Genomic DNA, 15,952 nt, shown 5'->3' with positions numbered 1-15,952 from the left:
GGGTTCCTCCACGTCGTGGAATCCTCGCCTGTGGTGGAGTGGATTTCACCAGCGAACGTCCCAAGGACGGGTGAACTATGGTCGTTCATGAATCCCCGAACCGCGGTCAGTACCTATTTGCCGGGACTTTCCATACGGTTTGGTATGCCTGAGGAATCTCGTCGGGTTATCATCGACACCGACACTGCTGGTGACGATACGCAAGCACTCTTGCTCGCAGCGACATCCGACCGGCTCGACATCGAGGGCGTCACCATCTGTGCTGGCAACGTCGAGTTCGAGTACATGGTGGAGAATGCCAAGTACACGCTCGAGTTGGCAGGTCTCGCAGACGATGTCACTGTCTACGAGGGTGCCCGGGAACCGCTGGTGAAATCTCACGAGTTCGCCAGTTACGTCCACGGCGAAGGTGGTCTCGGTGGCAACCTGTTTCCGGATACCGGTATTCCTTCCGGAGAGACTCACGGGGCCGATTACATCGTCGAGCAGGCACGAGAGAATCCAGGTGAGTTGACGCTCGTCTGTATCGCCCCGCTCACGAACGTCGCACTCGCCCTGCAGAAAGAGCCGAATCTGAACGAGTTGCTCGACGAAGTGTGGGTGATGGGTGGTAACGTCAACTGCCTCGGTAATGTCACGCCCGCCGCCGAGTTCAATTTCTGGGTCGATCCTGACGCGGCGAAGATCGCACTCCGGGAACTCGATGTGACACTCTTCGACTGGGGTGTCACCGTCCGCGATACCGCATTCGACGCCGAAACGCTCGCCGACTTCGCCGGCCGTCCCGAGACAGAGCTCTCCGCGTTCTTCACGGAGATCACCGACGCTGTGCGAGCGTTCAACAGAGAGGCACTTGGCGAGGACGTGACGACACAACCGGATGCAGGCCTGGTCGCAGGGCTCATCGAACCGTCGCTCATCGAGGAGACAGGGACGTACTCTACCGATGTCGACGAACGCGAAGGACTGACTCGCGGGTATCTTTCGGTCGATGAGAACGACGTCACCGATGGGGTGGCTCGAACGACCGTCATCGAATCCTTCGACAACGAGCGATTCCGACAGCTGTTCGAGGATTTGTTGTTCGAGAGTGCGCCCGAGGCATCGCTCTAAAACACGACTACCGGAAACCGATGAAACGGTGACCAAAGCGGAAAGAACGTTTTACCCTCGAATGCCATTCTCCCTCCAATGAGCGATTCGGACGGTCCGAACCAGGTAGACTCCCCGAACGACCACCACGAGAGCCACACAGCCGCCCAGACCTGCGGGTGGACGGCCAACGAGAGATTGTCGAAACCGCCATCACAGGATCACGAACATCCGACTGCACTCGACGAAGACGAAGCAGGCGATCGAAGCGGAGCGTCTCTCGTTTAGTTTGACGGTCCTACCTATTTGACGGTACTGATGGTTCATGACGACGCAGTACGGACGGCAACCTAACCCACGTAGTCATAGTCGTCAGACGGACGTGCGACTCATTTCCGGTGGAAATGTGAAGTGTTCTCGCGACCATACCGCGAGGGTTGCCCGCTGGATTCGAATCGCGCATCGCGGTTCTGAGTGTCCCGTCGAGGTATCGCCTCTGTCGCTCTTTGGCGATCCTTCGGTCGTGGGAGTAATCCCAGTCGTGAACGAGTCGGCGACTGTGCTCAGGTTTGTCCCGTTTCAGATACTTCGATAAGCCGTTTAAACACCCGCCCGGTCTCGCGCGTCATCGCCACTGGGTACCGTCACCGCTACCGTAGCGACTTTCGTGAACAGGTTGCCATGGCCGTAAATGGCCGGTAGACGACCCGTTGACAACGTTCAACCAAAGAGTTAAGTATTCGCCCGATGTTCATTCAACCGGATGGTTGAACGACTGCCGGACGACTTCGATCTCGACGTGGTCTTTCAGGCGCTGGCACACCCCATCCGTCGGGCCATCATCGAACAGGTGGCCGACGGGCCGGAGAGCGTCAGCGAACTGGCTGAACCGCACGACGTTTCCTTAGCCGCCGTCTCCAAGCACCTCCACGTGCTCGAGGACGCCGGTCTGATCGATATCAGGAAAGACGGTCGAGTTCGGCGCTGCCACCTAAACGCCGCACCGCTAAGCGCCGCATTTGGATGGCTTACCCGGTATCGCGTCTTCTGGGAAGACCGATTTGATGCGTTGGCCACCCACTTGGAGGAAGATAAAGAATGACCGTCAATACCAACACCGCATCGCCCCAGCGAAACCTGATCGTTTCGGAATTTCTGACGCTCGACGGCGTCGTGGAAGCACCGGAGGAGTGGTCGTTTGCGTTCTTCAGCGAGGAGCAACAAGAGTACAAACACGACGAACTGTTCGGGTCGGGCGCACTTCTGCTGGGCCGGACGACCTACGAATCGTTCGCGGACGCTTGGCCCGACCGGACGGACGAGACGGGCTTTGCCGACCGAATGAACAGCCTCCCGAAGTACGTCGTCTCGACGAGCCTCGCGGAGGCCGAGTGGAACAACTCCACGATAATCGACGGTGATGTCGCCGAGGCGGTCGCCGCGCTGAAACAGGAGGATGGACAGGACATCCTCGTCAACGGCAGCGGTGAACTGGTGGACACGCTGGTGGAACACGACCTCGTCGACGAGTACCGCCTGATGGTTCATCCCATCGTCCAGGGGAGCGGCAAGCGTCTCTTCGAGGGTGCGACTGCGCCGACGACGATGAACCTCGTCGACACGGAGGCGTTCAGTTCGGGCGTCGTCGTGCTCACCTACGAGCCGTCCGAGGAGGTGGACGACGAATGAGCGACGACGCCGAACCGGAACGGAGCATCACAGTGAGTCGCGTGATCGAGGCACCGCCCGAGCGAGTCTACGAGGCGTTCCTCGATTCCGACGAACTCGCCCAGTGGCTCCCGCCGACCGGCTTCAGCGCGGAAGTTCACCATCTGGAACCCGAGGAGGGTGGGACGTATCGGATCACGTTCACTGGCGAGACCGAGGAACTCGCCGACTACGACCACTCCTTCGGAGGCACCTATGTGGTGCTCGAACCCGGCGAGCGCATCGTCCAGACGGACGCGTTCGAGACCGACGATCCGGCGATGGCCGGCGAGATGACGGTGACGGTCACTTTCGAGGCGATGCCCGAAGGAACTGAGGTCACCGTCCACCAAGAGCACATTCCAGCGGCCATCCCGCCCGAGGACGCCAACGAGGGGTGGAACAACTCCCTCGCGAACCTGGCAGCACTGTTGGAGGCCGACGAATGAGCGACGATAACCAGCTGACCGTCCGGCGAACCTTCGACGCGCCCCGCGAGCGCGTGTGGCGGGCATTCACGGACCCCGACGAGCTGGCGCAGTGGTTCGTGCCTGAAGGCATGGAGGCGGAGGTACACGCGCTCGACCCTGTGCCCGGCGGCGAGATGTCCGTGCGCTGGACGGGCGAGGAGCACCAGATGGACAACGAAGGCACGTTCGAGGAGGTCGTCGAGCACGAACGCCTCGTGACCGTGGAGGAAACCCCGCAGGGCGTGAACCGCGTCACGTACGAGTTCCACGACGCGGACGGTGGAACCGAGGTCGTTCTCACCCACGAACTCCCCGACGCCCAGATGGTCGACGGCGCCAGCGAGGGCTGGGCGGGCATCCTCAACAATCTGGAGCGTGTGGTCGCCGACGTGTGACGAGAGAGTAAACGAGCCCAGTCATCTGGAACGAACTCTGAAAACGGCACCCGTTCACAATCGCCGCTTTTTGTCCTCATCGTAGTTCGGAGTTTCTGCCCCGTGAGCTTCACGGTTCGCTCGATGACGCGATGCTTCGGTTCCTCTGTCGCGAGCACGCCCTCTACTACTTTGTCCGGCACCGAGACACGTCCGGCGACCACCACCAAACGGTAGATACGCAAAGTCTGGTAGGTCGTCCTCGAACTCCGACGTCCACCGATCGGGACGGAACGATTCGGGATCGTCGTCGAATCGTTCATCACGATGCACGGCCAGCAGGGAGAGGAAGATGTGTGAATCTGCCGGAATCTGGTAGCCACCAACCTCGACAACTCGCGTTGTCCGCCGCGGAATCGTATGCACAGGCGGATACATGCGCCGTGTCTCGGTGACGATTCGCTGGGTGAGTTCTACGTCGTCGAGACGGTAGCGGTAGAATCGGTTGGCGTCTAACTCACGATATATCGTGATGAGGGTATGTCGGCGTATGTTTTTTATATCCTTTCTTGGTTGAGAACCGTATGAACGATTTGAGTGACGGAAACGACCCCGTCACGCGTTCCGAAAACGGCGTCACTGTCGAAAAATCGTTCGACAGCGACGATTCTGACGCGCCTTCGACCCAGTTCCAAGCGGTTCGGTTCGAATTCCATTCGACACGTGATGACGCGGTGACTGTTCGGATCACTGATCGAATCCCCCCCGATTACCCGATGACCGACGTCGGTTTCCATTCCAAATACGAGAGCGAAAACTGGACGGTTCACGATGACCGCCGTGTTCAGTTTGAGCGTCAGATCGAAGCTGAAGAGGTGGTGACGACGGCTTACGGGGTTCGTCTAACGGATCGGCAGGATATGAGGAAATTCCTGCACGAACCCGAACTCGACGTAGTGACACCGGGTCGGGCTGACGCTGCCGGCGAGGCGGAGCAATCGAAGGAGGAACACACCATCACCGACATCGTCTCCGAAGACGGCAGTCAAGTCGTCCGTGACGTTATCGCGGGAGAAGGCGAACTTCCGGGGGTGGACGACGAGGAAGCGGCTTCCCCCGATCACGCCGGGGACGCGGATGGAGACCCATCCGTGGCGGTGACTGACGACAACATCGAGCATCCGGTTTCAGAATCGGGAGCCGAGGCGGATTCGGACCTGGATGATTCACTCGACAAATCCACCACTGACCCTGTTTCGCAATCGGACGATGTCTCTTTGGAACCTAATGACGACCGTGTCTCGGTCGCAGACGACACCACTTGTGACTCGCCAACTGACGATGCTACGATCGATTCCACCGAACAGTCCACATCACCGTCCCGACCCAGAAGCGTCGCTGCTGCTCTCGCTGCCGAGATTCGCGCGGGTGACGTGAACGACACGGATCTCCAGCTCATCCAGCAGGAACTCTCCCTCGGCTCGCCCGAGAGTACGAACGTTCGCATCCACCACATCCAGTCGCGGGTGGACGACCTCGCGGCGTACACCGAGGCGCTCGAGGGGTTCATCGACGACAATGGCACGACCCAAACCATCATTGAGGAGTTCCAGACGGAGATCGAAACCATCCGTAGTTCGTTCGATGCGATGCATGATGACATCGAGAGCGTGAAAGAAGAAAGGGCGCGGACAACTGCGCGTGTTGCCGACCTCGAAGGCGAACTCGGTGATTTCGAGGACAGAATCGGGACGTTGGACGCCGACCTCGACGTATTCCAGTCGGAGCTCGACGACTTGGACGACCTTGTCGCCACGAATACGCACGAAGTGACCGCCTTCGCCGACGAACTCGAAGGCCTCCGCGAAGACTACAACGATGTGAAATCACTCGAAGGCGAGTTGGGCTCGCTATCTACCACCGTTTCCGACCTTTCGCAGACGATGTCGGAAACGGACGATCAAATCGACGAAACGATCGACGGCCTGCGCTCGGATATCAGAGACATCGAGGGCGAGCTGGCGGAGTTCCGCGAGTGGCGTGAACAGCTGAACTCTGTCTTCGGCGGTAACTAGTCGAAGGGACCCACCCGATGTCCCCATCTAACTGTTTCACGTCATGTTCGCGAGCCTCGGTGAACAACGTAATACCACCAAATCTGAAGGCTTCCGACCGGACAGACGACGCCGTCGAGATACCACAGCAGGAACACGCCAACAACCAACACAGAGCCCGCTCGGATGCGTTCGTCGTTCATGGTGATCCCTCAGAACAAACCGGAGTCACCAAGCCCAAAGCCACCACTCTCAGCTTGTTGAATCCGAATAAGGATCACAGTGAGAACAGTATATCCTCCGCATGACGACTGAAGAAGCTGATTCGGATGTCTGGTACGACTACGAAGTAGCCCTCCATCTTCACAGAGTGGACTTTCTCATATTCGGAATCGGCCGACGAGAACCGATTATGAATCTTCTAGGCTGTTTCTCGACTACTACTCGTCGTCCATAATCGACCTTGATCGCCGGTAATAGACCCACTAAGAACACGACAAACAGACCTAGGAACCACAAGCACAGCCCACGACCAATCGCCGAAACTATCGAAATAGACCGACAGACGCGCGCTGCGCGTCTCACACCCCCTTTCGACGAGGGACGATACGGGTCGATATCTACCGCTCAAATATTCATAATCGGTTGCCGTCTGGCGATTGTAGCCCGCTATGGGAGCATGACCCTGTCTTCGTCCGCTGAATCAAATCGCAAGACTGCGCGGAGATCGAATACACGGTGTGTCCTGCTGACGAGGCATTTTCTTTCTGATTGCCTGCGTTTCGTCCTAGTTGAATCTCTATTTCGGGGTTACCGTCCTTCTTGCGGGGTTTGAAGCCGATTATGAACCGCACACGAACAACGCTGCTATCTTCGGAGCGGCTGTGATCCATTGAGTACCGCTGAAAGTGAGTATGAATCGAGAGTAGATCGACTATCTGAAAATAATTTATTATCTATGGCTATAATGCTACTACCGATGGTATTAGAGAATTTCAATGATGCGTATGAATACTGCAAGCGAACCTGCGATTGGAACCCCAATATGGACTTACTCCGTAATCGAGTCAAACAGACGTACCTCATTCTCGAACAGACGGCGGCCAACCAGAATCTCATACAGTATGGTGAACTCGCTGCTCAGGTCGGGACGGACAAACGCCGCTATATGAGCTGTATTCTCGATGCAATCGGGTATCTGGAAAATGAGGCAGGTCGACCACCACTCTCCGTTCTCGTCGTCAATAAAGAAAATATGACCGACGGAGTTCCGAGCAGTGGATTTCAGGAATTACTCGAAAATCTCGGTATTCGACATCGATATCCTGCAACAACGACCGAAGAGCTATTCCAAGAAGTTCGTGACGAAGTCTGGGAGTTCTTCGAAAACAGTCAGAGTTGCTAGTAAACGATGAGTAACGCGGAGACAGAGGCTATTTTGTCTCTATCTAATCTCGCAACCACCCTGCGGGATACATTGCCGTCAATCCTGGCGTGTCGATGCGGAACTACTGGGTGTCGTCTCAGCATACGTCTTCTCGACACGTTGAGATACGTCCAGTGGCTCGTCCAGCGCCGCAAGCACTTTGTGGCCAGCAGTCTGTCTCGGCACGACCCGAATCGCCTCCTGTGAGTTCCAATGCCATCTTATCGAAATCATCGATAATCGCTATTTAGCGATCATGATGCGCTCAGATTCTACCGTCACTACGGCGTTTCTCTCCCTATCCAATCCTGCACAATCGAAGCGGTGACTCTCATCCAATACGTAGTAAGGATGCCGTACGTCGTTCGATTTTGTTTTTCTCGTACTCCTTTCCCATCTCGCTATCCAGCGAGGGTCGCCGGATACAATCGTCTCGCAGGAAATTTTTTCTGCGCCCTGACGGGCGGGGCGCTCACAGAAGTCCGAGCGCGTACCCACGACGAAACAGACTGACGTAGCCGAACCTGCACAGACGATAATCACCTCCAGTGGCGACTGGAGCGTAATCGAAGAACCAACAACAATGGCCCAAGGCCCGATTAAGAAACTCAACAGCGAACGAACGCGAATCGAACAGTACGGCGAGAACGGAACACTCCCCCGTGATACGACTGATGCCCTCCTCGAATGGGCATCGGCACTCCACCCGCACGAACCAGAGTACGAATACGTCACACCTGACGACGAACCAAAGACACTCGCCATTGCAACAGTCCAATCGTATCTCCGTTCGATGCGGAAAGTCGCAGAACGTGCACTCCCCAACCTTCTGGAGACTGACCCAGACACGTTCAATGATGCAATCGACGCCATGCAGACCGGCGAGAATCCGAATGTGAAAGCAGGTGGCCTTGCGAAAACTACGCTCGGGATCACCCAGTCTGCGGCTCGGACGTTCTTCTGGTACTTCGAGCTCGCCCACCCAAATGAAATCAACGCGTACGGAGAACTGGCCACGCCGAAACACGATGAGGACCACCTGTTCTCACGCGAGGACATACAGGAACTCAGAACACACATCGAGGGACGACGAAACCGCGCCCTCCTCGAACTCCTCTTGAATACCGGACAGCGAATCAGTGCGATTCAGGGACTCCGAATCAAGGACATCGACCTTGAAGCTGGGACATTCTCGCTGAACACCGAGCGCGAAGGATTGAAAGGCGCAGCACACCGCGCCGAGCAACGACCACTGCTTGGCGCGAAACCATTTCTCGCAAAATGGCTCGACGAACACCCCCGCTCCGAGAATCCCGATTCCTACCTGTTCGTGGGCGACCCAGAACACCACTACACCGACCTCGACCAGCCACTGTGTCAGGGGACGGTACGCCGGATGCTCAAACACACGGCAGAGCGGGCGAACATCGAGAAGCCAGTGAACCCCCATAACTTCCGGCACTACTGGACAACGACCATGAAGCAGGACTATGGACTGAACGATGAGGAGATAAAGTACCTCCTCGGACACAAGCGCGAAGGAAACGGGGTGAATCTCATCTACAACCATTCGACGGACGCAAAGCTCCGGACGAACACCGAGCGGAAAGTCGGAACGAAGGATGAACCACTGGCGAAACCGCTAACTCCTGAATCATGTGCGGAGTGTGACGCAGATCTCGAGTCACATTGGACGTGCTGTCCCATCTGTGGGACGAGATACGGGCTCTAACGAACCAAGCCACCTCTTTTCTTTGGGTTGCTATCCGTATACCACTTGCAAGCATTCGCGTGTTCCAGCCTTCAGAGGAAAGAACGTTTTAGCCTCGGACTACATTCTCCCTACAATGAGCGATTCGGATAGCCCCAAACAGGTGGATACTCCCAACTACCACCACGAGAATCACACTGCCGCCCAAACATGTGGGTGGACAGCAAATGCCCTCAGAGGAGAAGGTCGCTGCTACAAGAATGTCTGGTATGGGATACAGTCACATCGCTGCATCCAGATGACGCCGGTCGTCAAATGCAACGAGCGGTGTGTCTTCTGCTGGCGTGATCATCGAGGTCACTCGTACGAACTCGACGTCGAATGGGACGACCCCGAGGCGGTCGTGGACGCGAGCATCAAGCTCCAGCGGAAACTGCTGTCGGGATTCGGCGGGAACGACGAAGTGCCCCGCGAAATCTTCGAGGAGTCGATGGAGCCGCGCCACGTCGCCATCTCGCTGGACGGCGAACCGACGCTCTACCCCTATCTGCCGGAACTCATCGAAGCGTTCCACGACCGAAACATTACCACCTTCCTCGTGAGCAACGGAACCAACCCCGACATGCTCGAACGGTGCGATCCGACACAACTCTACGTCAGCGTAGACGCCGCAGACCGCGCTACCTTCGACCGCGTGGTGCGGGCGGTGGACGACGACGCGTGGGAGCAACTCATCGACACGATGGACGTCCTCGCGGAAAAAGACGACACGCGAACCGTCCTCCGCACCACGCTCGTCGGCGGGGAGAACGTCGCCAACCCGGACTGGTACGCCGCGTTCTATGAGCGCGCCGACCCGGACTTCGTGGAACTCAAGGCGTACATGCACGTCGGCCACTCGCGGGGGCGTCTCGACCGCTCGGCGATGTTAGACCACGAGGAGGTCGTCGAGTTCACTGAACAGGTCCAGGAGCATATGCCCGACCACGACGTGCTGAAAGAGGTACCCGCCTCGCGGGTTGCACTGCTCTCGAAGACCGAGGATACGTGGGTGCCGAAACTCAAAAAGGACAGCGACTTCTGGGAACGCGATTCGACGACATGGACGCCATTAGGTGAGCAGTAACTGGCTCCTCGGGACGTGTCACCCGACGAGGTGCTGAGATTCGCTTCGTTTCCGGTTCTGTCACGGAGAGGGGGCCGTTTACACCCGTTCGAGGTCCGTCTTCGTTCGCTCATCTTCGACGTTGCCCGTGTTCGTCGTCTCCGCCGGTTCGAACAACAGTACCTCGACTTCCACCTCGGCGACTGGTCGGTGTTCGACGCCCCACGGGACGACGACGAATTCCCCTTCCTCCAGCACCACGTCGTCTTCTTCGCGGAACTCGATGCGGAGTTCGCCACTCGTCACGAGGAACAACTCGTCCGCGTCCTCGTGGTGGTGCCAGACGAATTCGCCTTCCAGTTTGGCGAGTTTGACTGCCTGCCCGTTCAGTTCGGCGGCGAGGCGCGGTGACCAGTGTTCGTCGAAGCTACCGAACGCGGCGTCGAGATTCACTTTCTCCATAGGGATTCGTCGTGTGTGACTGAAAAAGTTCTGTGGTCTCTCATCGACCCACACAGTACCGCTGGACGGTGGCCTCGAACTGTCCGGTCGGCGTGGCGAAATCGGCTGAAACCAACAAACTTAGATACTGCGACTCAGTACCATGAGTCCCGTCACCGACCAACACGGCATCACGATTCTGTTACGCATCTCAATGCCGGTATGCTTAAAGGAGAGAAGCGCACAGTTACGAGTATGCCAGCGACATCGCTCGTGGTCGGGTACGACGAACTCGCCGCGCTCAAACTTCTCGCCCTCGATGGGGCGCTCGAAAGCGAGGTCAAGGTGTCCTGCGCCGACCTCGCAGACCGCCTCGACGCCTCAAACCAGACGGCGTCGCGTCGGCTCCAGCGACTCGATGACGCGGGCCTCGTCACCCGCGAGATCGTCAGCAACGGCCAGTGGGTCGCCATCACCGACGACGGCGAATGGGAACTGAAACGCGAATACGAAGATTATCGGCGCATCTTCGAGAATCTCTCCGGCGTCGACCTCTCGGGCACCGTCACGGGCGGGATGGGCGAAGGACGCCACTACATCTCCCTGCCGGGCTACATGGAGCAGTTCGTCGACCGGCTGGGCTACGAACCGTTCCCCGGAACGCTGAACGTCGAACTGACCGCCGAAAGTGTGCGTGCACGGTCTGCGATGGACGCACTCGACCCCGTTCCCATCGACGGCTGGGAGGACGGCGACCGAACCTACGGGCCAGCGGTCTGCTACCCCGCTGCCGTCGAGACGACCGAGGGGGATTCTTACGAACAGGCGCACGTCATCGCACCCGAACGAACCCACCACGACGAAGACCAGTTGGAACTCATCGCACCCATCAAACTCCGTGACGAACTCGGACTGGGTGACGACGACCACGTCACCGTCCACGTCGAGGAGGCACCATGAGCCAGACCACTGCTGCCACGGTCGAACAGGCGGTCGAAGCGTTCGCCAATGGATCGCCACTGCTCGTCCACGACGCGGCCGACCGCGAGGGTGAAACCGACCTCATCTACCCCGCAGAAGCGGTCACGCCCGAAGCGGTCTCACGCCTGCGAAACGACGCTGGCGGCCTAGTCTGTGTCGCGCTCCCGGCGGACGTGGCGGAGACGTTCGACCTCGCGTACATGGACGAGATCATCGACCACCCCGCGAGCGAAGGCCACGAACTCGGCTACGACTCCCGGTCGTCGTTCTCGCTCACCGTCAACCACCGCGACACGTACACCGGTATCACCGACGCCGACCGCGCACTGACGATCACCGAACTTGCCGACGCCGCAGGTTCGCCGACCGAGACCGACTTCGCCGACGAGTTCCGTGCGCCGGGTCACGTCCACCTCTTGCGCGCGGCACCCGACCTCCTCGCCGAGCGACAGGGCCACACCGAACTCGGCATCGCGCTGTCGGACGCCGCCGACACCGCACCCGCCGTCGTCGTCTGCGAGATGCTGGACGACGAGACGGGCGGCGCGCTCTCGCCCGCAGACGCACGTGCGTACGCGGAGCGGTACGGATTCCCGTATCTCGAAGGTGCACAGGTCATCGAGTCGCTGGCCTGAATTCTTCTCATTCTTCACTGAGAGCGCAATACCTTCCTCTAGTTACGAAATTCACCCGGTAAGTTGCGGCAATACCCGAATACGTCTCGCAATTATGAAAAATGTTCATCAATATACAAGTCTATACTCCAGATATGGACTTCAAACTCAGAGCGGTCGTGTACGGCATCGTCGCAACCATCATCGTCGGCCTGTTCAGCGGAGCAGCCGTTCCATTCACCGACCTGACCTTACCCATCGTCGGTGCGGGTCTCACCGGCATCATCGGGGGCATCGTGGCCGGATACGTCGCCGGAAGCAGACTCGGTGACGGTGCCCTCAATGGTGGTATCGCAACTGTTGCGGGGGCCATCGTGGCACTGGTCATCCTGACCGCTGTCGGGTTGCTGGCTGCTGGTCTGCTCCCGACCTTGGGTCTGTTCGCCTTCGGCGTAGTGTACGTCGTCGTCGCCGCGATCCCCGGTATCATCGGCGGAATGGTTGGGTCGTGGCTGAACGGTCGCTCCGCCCGGCGCAGTGCGGCACGGCCCGCCGGACGCTGACCCGACTCGTTTATCGACCGAATCGAGCAGCCTGAACTCTTTTTCCGAACGTTGATACTCGTGTCTATCGATCGACAACCATGACGATTCGCCAGGGGTTGATGGTCAGTGGCACGGTTCCCGATGCGGACGCGTTCTCATTTGCTGCCGAACACGACTTCGATTTCGTCGAACTCGACATGGAACAGGCGTTTCCACCACAACGAATCGATGTTCCGTCTCTTCGCCGAACACTGGCGAACCACGACCTCGACGTCGTCGTCCACCTCCCGTATCGTCTCGATCCTGGCTCTCCGCACGACCACGTTCGTGACGGGGCGTGTCGGCAACTCGAACACGCAATCGATACGGCAGTAGAACTGGGTGCGGAGAAGGGTGTCTTCCATGCGCAATCGGGAGGCTTCCCACACGTGTGGGGTCACGAGACACTTCGAGAATTCCTGTACGAATCGATATCTCGTCTCACGAGGTACGCCCGTGAGCGAGAGTTCGAGGTCTGTGTGGAGAATCTGAAACAGGATTTCTTCGACTGCGGGGACTTCCCTGACCTCTTTTCGGAGACGAGTGCGGTCTCCTGTCTGGATACCGGGCACGCCTACGTGACCGGGCACGATGTGGCTTCGCAGGCGTCGCTGCTTCGGAACCACGGCGATCGAATCTCGCATCTCCATCTCAACGACACTCGCCGGACCGACGACGACGAACATCTCCCGGTCGGTCTCGGCAAGCTGGATTTCGAAACGCTCGTGACGGCGATGCGAGAAACCGACTGGTCAGGCACCTGTACGCACGAGGTGTTTCTCTTCGATATCGAGTACGCCGGTCATGGCAAGTCGGCCTTCGACAGATTACTCTCCTCCGAGTAATCGTCGGTACGCTCCCGGAGCCAATCGCCAAAACTCATTACCATGGCCTTCGATGAGTCGGATGTATGAGCTTTGATGAGATGGACGTGGACACCATCTGGTATACTGGAAATCCATCATATATTCTAATTCGTAGCATACCCGTCCCACTATCCAGAATGAAAGATATGCATAGTTTATTTTACAGGAGGTTCGTTTCTACCAAAATCGAGTTTCCGACACAGGTAACTGACGTCTACAGCCCCAATTTGAAGATTTTGCGCCGGTACAGCTCCACGATGTCCTCGTAGTACGTATGGATGTACGAATCGATGGCATCGCCGGAATTCTTCATATTTCGTCCACCTGAGTTCACATCCCCACGCATGTACTTCACCAATTCACGCGGTGCGTCCTTCTTTACCGTCCAGAAGGTCGTGAAAAAGTGACGGCCAAAGTGCGACGTAACGGCTTCGTAGCGTTCCGTCTCTGCGTACTCAGGATGCCAGTACTCCTTCCAACGATCGTTCACGATGGTATCGTCCATTTGGTATCCCTTTGACTTCGAGAGGAATACCCACGGCTCCTCGTTATCAGGGCGTACCAATAGGTATTGGATCAGAAGCCGTCGTAGTTCATCGTCAAGAGGGAGGACACGTGGCCGCCTTGATTTGTTCCCCTGGCGATCGTGTGGGATGTAGACTGCGTTCCGCCGACCGTCCAGCATCTGGTGACCTCCCATTTCATCGTAGTGTGCCAGTACTTCGGGATGGTTTATGTGCAGTTCCGCGAGCTTGATGTTGCAAAGTTCCGATCCTCGAAGACCGAGCTTCAGCTGAGTAGTGATGATCGTACGGTCGCGGATGTGCTTGACGCGTCCCATCATGTCCCGAAGCTCAGCAATCGTGAGTCGGGGCGGTTCCTTCTTCGGTGGTGGGCTGAGATCGAGTTTGTGCTTCGCTGCCTCGAAGGGATTGAAATCCGTCGGATGTGGGAAAGCAGGTTCGTTCTGGAAGTACCGGAACGCCTGGCTCAAGAAAGAGAGCTTCTTCTGAACATATTTCGGATTGTTCTCTCGATCGTTTAGGCAATACCACGCGTACTCCTTTACTTGTTCCACCGTCGGACACGCTGGATGACGGCTCTGCTGGTCAGCCATGTACTCCTGCCATTCTTCGATAGGTGCGATGTAATTCTGGACGGATCCTTCCGTGATACCCCGCGGTCGTACTTCCTCACCGATGAACAGTTCAAATGGATCTGCATCAAGTTCGTGGAACGTTGGTTCGTACTGTGCAAGAGGGTCAGTTGTTCGGCCAAATGCGTTGGCAATTGCAGATTTGTTCTCGTGGATATTTTCGTGGGACATGATTACTCCGTATTAATTTCTATGCGCTTCGTCCACATTTTGTGAGTCGCACCGTGTTCGGCTGCGGCCATGAGAATCGGGTTGTATACGTGGGGATACTCGGCGTGATGAACCAACCAATTGTAAAAATCGAAGACTGGAGCAAAACGCGAATTGTACACTGTGTGCGGCTCTACCTTTGTGAGTTGGTCTTCGAAGAATACCTCCATATCGTTAGGAGTCGCGAGTGCATGATGTCGGCCTGCCTTCTCCATGTGATTCTTCCAGAGTCTCTCACTCCGACCGTATGTGTACTTCCGGGTAGATTCTGCGAGGCCGTCGTGTTCAGCGGTCATGTACTCTGACCATACATCTCGACCTTCAAATTCCGAAGCGAAGGACTGGAATCGGTATCGAGTTGGCACCTCCTTGAGAGATTTGAAGACACCCAAGTGGTCTTCGGGGTCTCTCCGTTGCGTCTTGCCACGCGAACCGCTGGAAAGTGTCATCTATGATCTCTCGTCAATCTGGTAATACCCTCCCGATTCGGTGTACAGCTCTTCGCCGATGAGGTCATTCAGATGGTTTGTGATGCGGGTTGGTAGTGTGTCACCGACATGCTGGATGATTTCATCATACGTTGCGCCGGGATTCTCACTGACATACTCTTTGATCGTTCCACGTTCGCCATTGACAAGTCTGTCTTCGAGTTGACTGATACGGTCTCGCGCTCGATCTAATTCCTCCTGCAATTCGTTGCGCTGTTGACGGAGTTCTTGATTTGTTTCGTCCAGTTCCACTGTCACGTCGAATTTCTTTTGTCCGGCTTCAATCATACATTCCATCCACTCAGATACCGACATGTTGCGCTCCTCAGCTTGGGTCTTCCACCGTTCGTACTGTTTGTCGGTTGAAGAGGTAACAGCTTGTTTACTCATTGATCATTCACCATCCATACCCGTGAACCGCCGACTTTTTTGCTGGTAATTTTGCCGTTCTCCTGCAATTCATGGAGACGTTTGAACGCAAGTTCGTAAGAACACCCCACACGGTCAGCAACGTCTCGTGTTCCGCACATCCCACCCTCGGCTCTGATTGCTTCCCTGAATTCATCGAGTGAGAACGAGTACGATTTTCCGTTTCGCTCGGGTTTTTCGCTTTCCATTACAGCCCTATGTAATCAATCGCTCTATATAAATTACAGGGGACTGTATTCTGTTT

The 15,952-nt window shown here is 57.0% G+C and carries 20 protein-coding genes; 14 read left to right on the top strand and 6 right to left on the bottom strand.

The annotated features are described in order from the left end of the window. Window positions 1-144: 144 nt before the first annotated feature. From ACR3FE_RS11825 to ACR3FE_RS11800, 6 genes are all read left to right on the top strand, one after another. A complete protein-coding gene (locus tag ACR3FE_RS11825; RefSeq protein ID WP_458207338.1) occupies window positions 145-1,113 on the top strand; it encodes a nucleoside hydrolase in 969 nt (322 codons plus the stop codon). 78 nt (window positions 1,114-1,191) lie between these two features. Next, a complete protein-coding gene (locus tag ACR3FE_RS11820; protein WP_458207562.1) occupies window positions 1,192-1,380 on the top strand; it encodes a hypothetical protein in 189 nt (62 codons plus the stop codon). A 475-nt stretch (window positions 1,381-1,855) separates the two neighbouring features. Continuing rightward, window positions 1,856-2,194, top strand: a complete 339-nt coding sequence (locus tag ACR3FE_RS11815; RefSeq protein WP_458207337.1) for an ArsR/SmtB family transcription factor — start codon at window positions 1,856-1,858, stop codon at window positions 2,192-2,194. Continuing rightward, a complete protein-coding gene (locus ACR3FE_RS11810) occupies window positions 2,191-2,781 on the top strand; it encodes a dihydrofolate reductase family protein (protein WP_458207336.1) in 591 nt (196 codons plus the stop codon). Before ACR3FE_RS11815 ends, ACR3FE_RS11810 begins: the two co-directional genes overlap by 4 nt. Next, on the top strand, window positions 2,778-3,248 hold the full coding sequence (locus ACR3FE_RS11805) for an SRPBCC domain-containing protein (RefSeq protein ID WP_458207335.1): 471 nt from the start codon (window positions 2,778-2,780) through the stop codon (window positions 3,246-3,248). Before ACR3FE_RS11810 ends, ACR3FE_RS11805 begins: the two co-directional genes overlap by 4 nt. Further along, complete coding sequence (locus tag ACR3FE_RS11800) at window positions 3,245-3,664, top strand: SRPBCC family protein (protein ID WP_458207334.1); 420 nt, start codon at window positions 3,245-3,247, stop codon at window positions 3,662-3,664. Before ACR3FE_RS11805 ends, ACR3FE_RS11800 begins: the two co-directional genes overlap by 4 nt. Before the next feature lie 54 nt (window positions 3,665-3,718). Here the strand turns inward: ACR3FE_RS11800 and ACR3FE_RS11795 are convergent, their stop codons facing one another. After that, the gene (locus ACR3FE_RS11795) at window positions 3,719-4,069 is read right to left on the bottom strand and encodes a cytochrome P450 (protein WP_458207333.1); all 351 of its coding nucleotides are present in this window, start codon (window positions 4,067-4,069) and stop codon (window positions 3,719-3,721) included. A gap of 158 nt (window positions 4,070-4,227) precedes the next feature. On the opposite strand from ACR3FE_RS11795, the gene ACR3FE_RS11790 reads away from it, so the two are divergent. Both ACR3FE_RS11790 and ACR3FE_RS11785 read left to right on the top strand, forming a co-directional pair. Continuing rightward, window positions 4,228-5,718 carry an AAA family ATPase gene (locus tag ACR3FE_RS11790; RefSeq protein WP_458207332.1) on the top strand — a complete coding sequence of 497 codons (1,491 nt, stop codon included), beginning with the start codon at window positions 4,228-4,230 and terminating at the stop codon, window positions 5,716-5,718. Between the two features lie 871 nt (window positions 5,719-6,589). After that, on the top strand, window positions 6,590-7,102 hold the full coding sequence (locus ACR3FE_RS11785) for a hypothetical protein (protein WP_458207331.1): 513 nt from the start codon (window positions 6,590-6,592) through the stop codon (window positions 7,100-7,102). 78 nt (window positions 7,103-7,180) lie between these two features. On the opposite strand, the gene ACR3FE_RS11780 is transcribed toward ACR3FE_RS11785, so the two are convergent. After that, on the bottom strand, window positions 7,181-7,309 hold the full coding sequence (locus ACR3FE_RS11780; RefSeq protein WP_458207330.1) for a hypothetical protein: 129 nt from the start codon (window positions 7,307-7,309) through the stop codon (window positions 7,181-7,183). A gap of 397 nt (window positions 7,310-7,706) precedes the next feature. On the opposite strand from ACR3FE_RS11780, the gene ACR3FE_RS11775 reads away from it, so the two are divergent. Together ACR3FE_RS11775 and twy1 are read left to right on the top strand one after the other, a co-directional pair. Then, entirely contained in the window at window positions 7,707-8,855 is a 1,149-nt protein-coding gene (locus ACR3FE_RS11775) for a tyrosine-type recombinase/integrase (protein WP_458207329.1), read from the top strand. A gap of 115 nt (window positions 8,856-8,970) precedes the next feature. Continuing rightward, the gene (gene twy1, locus ACR3FE_RS11770; protein ID WP_458207328.1) at window positions 8,971-9,960 is read left to right on the top strand and encodes a 4-demethylwyosine synthase TYW1; all 990 of its coding nucleotides are present in this window, start codon (window positions 8,971-8,973) and stop codon (window positions 9,958-9,960) included. A gap of 78 nt (window positions 9,961-10,038) precedes the next feature. On the opposite strand, the gene ACR3FE_RS11765 is transcribed toward twy1, so the two are convergent. Then, window positions 10,039-10,401 (bottom strand): cupin domain-containing protein, encoded by a 363-nt coding sequence (locus tag ACR3FE_RS11765; RefSeq protein ID WP_458207327.1) that lies wholly within the window; start codon window positions 10,399-10,401, stop codon window positions 10,039-10,041. A gap of 234 nt (window positions 10,402-10,635) precedes the next feature. Here ACR3FE_RS11765 and ACR3FE_RS11760 point away from each other — a divergent pair, with 234 nt between their 5' ends. From ACR3FE_RS11760 to ACR3FE_RS11745, 4 genes are all read left to right on the top strand, one after another. Beyond that, a complete protein-coding gene (locus tag ACR3FE_RS11760; protein ID WP_458207326.1) occupies window positions 10,636-11,340 on the top strand; it encodes a DUF120 domain-containing protein in 705 nt (234 codons plus the stop codon). Beyond that, window positions 11,337-11,996 (top strand): 3,4-dihydroxy-2-butanone-4-phosphate synthase, encoded by a 660-nt coding sequence (gene ribB, locus ACR3FE_RS11755; RefSeq protein ID WP_458207325.1) that lies wholly within the window; start codon window positions 11,337-11,339, stop codon window positions 11,994-11,996. Before ACR3FE_RS11760 ends, ribB begins: the two co-directional genes overlap by 4 nt. A gap of 134 nt (window positions 11,997-12,130) precedes the next feature. After that, window positions 12,131-12,538: a DUF5518 domain-containing protein gene (locus ACR3FE_RS11750; RefSeq protein ID WP_458207324.1), complete on the top strand. Its 408-nt coding sequence runs from the start codon at window positions 12,131-12,133 to the stop codon at window positions 12,536-12,538. A gap of 80 nt (window positions 12,539-12,618) precedes the next feature. Next, the gene (locus ACR3FE_RS11745; protein ID WP_458207323.1) at window positions 12,619-13,404 is read left to right on the top strand and encodes a sugar phosphate isomerase/epimerase family protein; all 786 of its coding nucleotides are present in this window, start codon (window positions 12,619-12,621) and stop codon (window positions 13,402-13,404) included. A gap of 235 nt (window positions 13,405-13,639) precedes the next feature. Here the strand turns inward: ACR3FE_RS11745 and ACR3FE_RS11740 are convergent, their stop codons facing one another. The 3 genes from ACR3FE_RS11740 to ACR3FE_RS11730 all read right to left on the bottom strand — a co-directional run bounded on the left by ACR3FE_RS11740 (window position 13,640) and on the right by ACR3FE_RS11730 (window position 15,896). After that, window positions 13,640-14,752: a tyrosine-type recombinase/integrase gene (locus ACR3FE_RS11740; protein WP_458207322.1), complete on the bottom strand. Its 1,113-nt coding sequence runs from the start codon at window positions 14,750-14,752 to the stop codon at window positions 13,640-13,642. A gap of 488 nt (window positions 14,753-15,240) precedes the next feature. Continuing rightward, complete coding sequence (locus ACR3FE_RS11735; RefSeq protein ID WP_458207321.1) at window positions 15,241-15,669, bottom strand: hypothetical protein; 429 nt, start codon at window positions 15,667-15,669, stop codon at window positions 15,241-15,243. After that, window positions 15,666-15,896 (bottom strand): transcriptional regulator, encoded by a 231-nt coding sequence (locus tag ACR3FE_RS11730; protein WP_458207320.1) that lies wholly within the window; start codon window positions 15,894-15,896, stop codon window positions 15,666-15,668. The genes ACR3FE_RS11735 and ACR3FE_RS11730 overlap by 4 nt, the downstream gene beginning before the upstream one ends. Window positions 15,897-15,952 lie beyond the last annotated feature (56 nt).

The organism is Haladaptatus rarus (assembly GCF_054177585.1).
The sequence above is the reverse complement of the archived record's forward strand: the minus strand, read 5'-3'. Positions and strand labels throughout refer to the sequence as shown.